Origin of the sequence: Chamaesiphon sp. OTE_8_metabat_110 (assembly GCF_031382685.1) — a bacterium.
In the GTDB taxonomy this organism is placed as follows: Bacteria; Cyanobacteriota; Cyanobacteriia; order Cyanobacteriales; family Chamaesiphonaceae; genus Chamaesiphon.
Map to the genome: position 1 here is coordinate 1 of NZ_JANMZA010000296.1, position 4,919 is coordinate 4,919.

Genomic DNA, 4,919 nt, shown 5'->3' on the forward strand with positions numbered 1-4,919 from the left:
ACCGAAGAAACTAATGCTCCTTATGGTGTTGCTAAAAAGGCACTCCTGGTGCAATTACAATCTTACCGTCAGCAGTATGGATTTAATGGGATTTATCTCTTACCTGTCAACTTATACGGCCCTGCCGACAATTTCAAACCCGAAAGTTCACATGTAATTCCGGCTTTAATTCGGAAAGTACACGAAGCCCAAATTGCGGGCGATAAACAAATTCAAGTGTGGGGTGATGGCAGTCCCAGCCGGGAATTTATCTATGTCGATGATGCGGCTAGAGGAATTGCGATCGCGACTACTAGTTTCGATGGTGCAGATCCAGTCAATCTGGGCACCAACTATGAAATTACGATTAAAGACCTGATTACTTTAATCTGTAAACTGATGGATTACCAAGGCGAAATTGTCTGGCAAGCCGATAAACCTAACGGTCAACCCCGGCGGTGTTTGGATACTCAAAAAGCAGAAGAGTTCTTTGGATTTACCGCACAAGTAAAAATTGAGGAAGGTTTGAAAAATACGATCGAGTGGTATCGCACTCACTCATAGTTAGTAGATTCACATCGTACATCAAAACAAAGTGAATAGTGGATAGTGAATAGTGGATAGCGATTCTAAGCTGAGCCTTTATTGCTAGACGGTTTGCAAAAATGGATAACTAATATCTATAATTATTTAGCCCCAACTTCTACTAGAAGTTGGGGCTGTTTTACGGCTAAAATCGGCTAAAGATATTAACGGAAATTTGCGATCGCGGGGACAGGAGCTGCTACGATCCTAGCTTGTCTCTCATCCTGTAAAAATGACTCGATCGAGACTAACTGCTGAGTATCGGCATCCCATAAAATATATTTAGCACAGTCGAGCATATCGCCAAGGCGTAATGTTTTGACATTCGAGAGCAGGTGCAGATTGTGCAGATGACAAGCTTGGAGATGGTAATTGGGGATGCGTTCGGAGAGATGATGGATATTATGATAGCCGATATCTGCTGTAAACCACTTGAGGATCGTGGGTAATTCTAAATAACTACTCCCCTCAACCGCACCCTGCAAGTAGTCCCAATCTGCCGTTTGATGGGCATAGGAGCCTTCAAAAATATGCTGGACGAAAAAGACCCAAATAAACACTACAGCCGAGAGTGTCAACACGACGGAGTAAATACTCAAAAATAAACCCGCACCCAAGAGATTACTCATCAGAATCCAGCTACTAATGACGCAGATATTATTTAATAGTAAGTCCCAAAATTCGGTTTTTGACTGCCAATATTTAGAGCTATGAGTATCGAGCTTAGCTGCTAAACTTAGCCCTGGCTGTTGAGGTCGATCGCTAATTAGGTCTCGAAATAAATCGTAAACTCCCAAAACTAGTGCCATTCTCGGCGCGATCGCTAAATAGAAAAATCCACCCGGAATCGCCATAATTGGCTGGCGAATAAATTGATAAACCTGGCGGTCTTTAGCATTGAGCTTGGCAAACTCAGTGGTCGAGAGAAAGTCAGCGACACCACGATATCGTTCCCAATCACCATTAGTTTTATGATGATAAGCATGGTCGCGCGACCAGGGGTATTGTGGGATGGCATTGATTACACCCAAACAAAAACCCACGCAGCGATTGACTTTTTTTGAGCTAAATAGTGAGTAGTGACCGCAATCGTGCATCAGTGAAAAAGATCGCACCGAAAGCAGCGACATCAGAATGAGAATCGGTGGTAGCAACCACACCGAAATGTGTGCCGCTGTAACTGCTAAGAACCATAAACATCCATACGGAACGAGCGTAATTAAAATTTGATATGTTGCCAGCAAGTTGTTACTCTTCATATATGGAGTAAGTACAAAATCCGACTTTTTCAGTGTGGCGTTCATTCCGTAAAAATTTGTGTAAGTACTTATAGAGATAAACTACATTGTTAGACAGTGACGCTTGCTAGCTAATTAATGTGTCCGAGCAGACTAAAAATAATCGTCATTTAACCAGCACTCGGAGCGGCGAACCGGGCAAACACTAACTTTATTTAACCAACGATCGCATCAACGAACCGGGTAGACACCAGATCTTTTTGGGCGTGCTCACGTAAGCGCGACGCGTGAACACATCATAATCGTTGCGCTCGATCGAGTCTAGAATCTGCTGATACAGTAACAAAGCTGCCCATACAGGCCAGCGCACGTCGGGACTGAGCCGAGTGATGCCGCTTTCGGCTTGTTGATAATACTTCCGTGCGCGTTGAATTTGAAACTGCATTAACGCTCGCCAATTGTCATTGACTACTTGATTCATCAAATCTTGTTCGGTATAGCCGAATAGAGCCAACTCATCGAGGGGTAAATAAATCCGTCCCCGCTCGGCATCCTCGCCGACATCTCGCAGGATATTAGTTAATTGCTTGCCAATTCCCAAAGCTACAGCTTCTTCGGTGGGAATATCTACTCGATCGCAATTCCAAGGTGCTGTAAATTGGAGTGGATCGACACCGACGACCGCATTCGACATCAAGCCGACGGTACCAGCGACTCGATAGCAGTAAAGCGACAATTCTTCAAAACTTTGATAGCGATTCTTGCGGAGATCCATCCGCTGTCCAGTCACCATATCCCGAAATGGTTCGATCTGCAAATCAGGAAATCGCGCGATCGTATCGACCAATGCTACATCATAGTTAGAGGTTGGGTTGCCCCTAAACATTTCTTCGAGCTGATGCTCCCAACTATCGAGTGTCGCTGGCGTCGTTTCATCTGCATCCGCTCCATCGACCAATTCATCGGTGTTGCGACACCAGGCATAAATCGCCCAAATCGCCCGCCGCTTGGGGACTGACATCAGTAGTGTAGCCAAATAAAATGTTTTGCCGTATTGGGCAGTTATTTGGCGACAGAGTTCGTATGATTCCTCGGTCGATGTTAGCATTGTCACGATCGGTAGGGACTTATCCAGTTGCAGCATTGGCACGAGAATAGGGACTAGGTAGGGGATAGGGGATAGGGAATAGGGGATAGAGTTGACTTTGAAATAGCACTGGAGTTGAGGCGGTGTGTTAGCACTACCAACGATCGAGGATCGTTTAACGGTTGTGTGTTTCCCTATTCCCTATTCCCTATCCCTTATCCTCTAAATTGCAGTAACCAGCGGTTTTGCTACCGTCGGTTGATAATTGGCGATCTCCTGTGCTGCAAGCTTACCAGAAAGCACGGCACCTTCCATACTCCCAAGATACTCTTGCAGCGTATAGCTACCTGCCAGAAAGAAATTGGCAATTGGGGTCGATTGGGTGGGTCGGCACTCTTGTCGCCCCGGAGATGCAGTATATACCGAGCGGGGTGTCTTAACTACTTTTGATTTACGTAATTTTGCGGGATTATCGCCAGTCAAATGTTGCGGAAACAAGCGTTCTAGTTCGGTCATCGTTGCCGCAACGATCTCCTCTTCCGATTTGTCGATCCAGTCTTTAGCCGGGGCGATAATCAATTCGAGCATGGATTTATCTGGGTCTTCATACTCTTTGCAAGCTACGCTCATATCGGCATAGACGCTGAGAATATCCGATCGCGAAAAGAGCAAATGATCGATATCGGTTAACTTGCGATCGAACCACAGATGCAGGTTAATTACTGGCACGCCTTCTAGTTCCTGCATCTTTTCAAAGAACTCAATCTTGCGCCACGGCTCGGGCATCAAGGTCTTGATGACATCGACAGGCATTGCCGAGACATAAGCATCCGCCACAACGATTTCATCAGCGCGACCGTTAATTCCCCGCATCACAAAATGCGCTACTGTCCCATCCGGGTTGAGGACGATCTGTTTGAGCGGTCGTTCCATCCGAATTTCGCCGCCACGGGCTTGAAAATGCTCGACGATAGGCTGACACAAGCGTTCGGTCGGCGACCCGTCTAGAAAGGCGATTTTGGAGCCGTAGCGTTCTTTGAGAAACTTGTTGATCGCGGTGAGGGGAATTGTGGCGGAGACATCTTCGGGATTGATAAAAGTTAGCGCTTTAGATGCTGCCACAAAGATATCGGAATTCACGCGGTCGTCGATACCCTGACGACGCAGCCACTCCAGCAAACTATATTTATCCATATCTTCGACATATTGGCGTCCCCGCAAGACGGCTGGCCATAACCCGAGGGCAAATTTAATCTTTTGCTCCCAAGTGAGCATGTCGTTATTGCGGAGGATCGAAGCAATGACATTAAACGGTGCGGGGATGTCTGGCACGCTGAAATATGAGTAGGTACCGGGCTTCTCTGGCTGGTTGAAAATCAGCGCGTGCTCTTTCCATTGCAAGTGGTCTTCGATCCCCAATTCTTTCATCAATTGGAGCATGTTGGGATAAGCCCCAAAAAAGGCATGGAGTCCAGTCTCATACCAGTCGCCATCCTCATCTTTCCACGCTGCGACCAGACCACCCAACACATCTCGACTCTCAAATAGGATGGGGGTATGTCCGGCATCTGATAAATATTTAGCACAAGCTAGTCCAGCTAAACCTGCTCCTGCAATGGCTACACGCATCTATTAGTAATACCTCTGTACAGTTGAATTTAGAAATGAATACTCTATTCATTTTAATTATATTTGCATTTCTTTACAATTTAACATCCGGATCGATCGACTCTTACGTCAGTTTGGATCGGAGTTGCCCGATAGTCAAAATTACCGATTACCCATTACCCCTAAATCCCGACCCGAAAAAAATAGGTGAGAACTTAATCTCACCTATGTTCCCATTGTACACATCCATCTAGCAAGGGTATTTTCCCCACCTTGCCTGAGCCTAAAAATTTACAATTTAGTTAGCAGCAGCTAGCGAAGGAGCGCGATGGTAGGGTACGACATCAACGCCGAAGTAACGGGCATATTCTACGCTCCGCACGATCGTGTTGACGGCTGCCATAAAACCTTGCTCGGCGACG

Annotated in this window: 5 protein-coding genes; 1 reads left to right on the plus strand and 4 read right to left on the minus strand. The window is 46.1% G+C overall.

Annotated features, from left to right (window positions below):
• Positions 1 to 543, plus strand: a 543-nt coding sequence (locus tag RMO52_RS10600; protein WP_310413808.1) for an NAD-dependent epimerase/dehydratase family protein, incomplete at its 5' end; no start/stop codon positions are given.
• A gap of 185 nt (positions 544 to 728) precedes the next feature.
• Here RMO52_RS10600 and RMO52_RS10605 read toward each other — a convergent pair.
• The 4 genes from RMO52_RS10605 to RMO52_RS24695 form a co-directional block, all read right to left on the minus strand.
• Positions 729 to 1,868, minus strand: coding sequence for a fatty acid desaturase (locus tag RMO52_RS10605; protein ID WP_310413811.1), 1,140 nt, complete (start codon positions 1,866 to 1,868; stop codon positions 729 to 731).
• 145 nt (positions 1,869 to 2,013) lie between these two features.
• A complete protein-coding gene (locus tag RMO52_RS10610; protein ID WP_309743594.1) occupies positions 2,014 to 2,946 on the minus strand; it encodes a phytoene synthase in 933 nt (310 codons plus the stop codon).
• Between the two features lie 165 nt (positions 2,947 to 3,111).
• Entirely contained in the window at positions 3,112 to 4,518 is a 1,407-nt protein-coding gene (gene pds, locus RMO52_RS10615; RefSeq protein ID WP_310413814.1) for a 15-cis-phytoene desaturase, read from the minus strand.
• Between the two features lie 277 nt (positions 4,519 to 4,795).
• Positions 4,796 to 4,919 (minus strand): phycobilisome rod-core linker polypeptide (locus RMO52_RS24695; protein ID WP_396134949.1); only part of this gene is annotated, 124 nt, incomplete at its 5' end.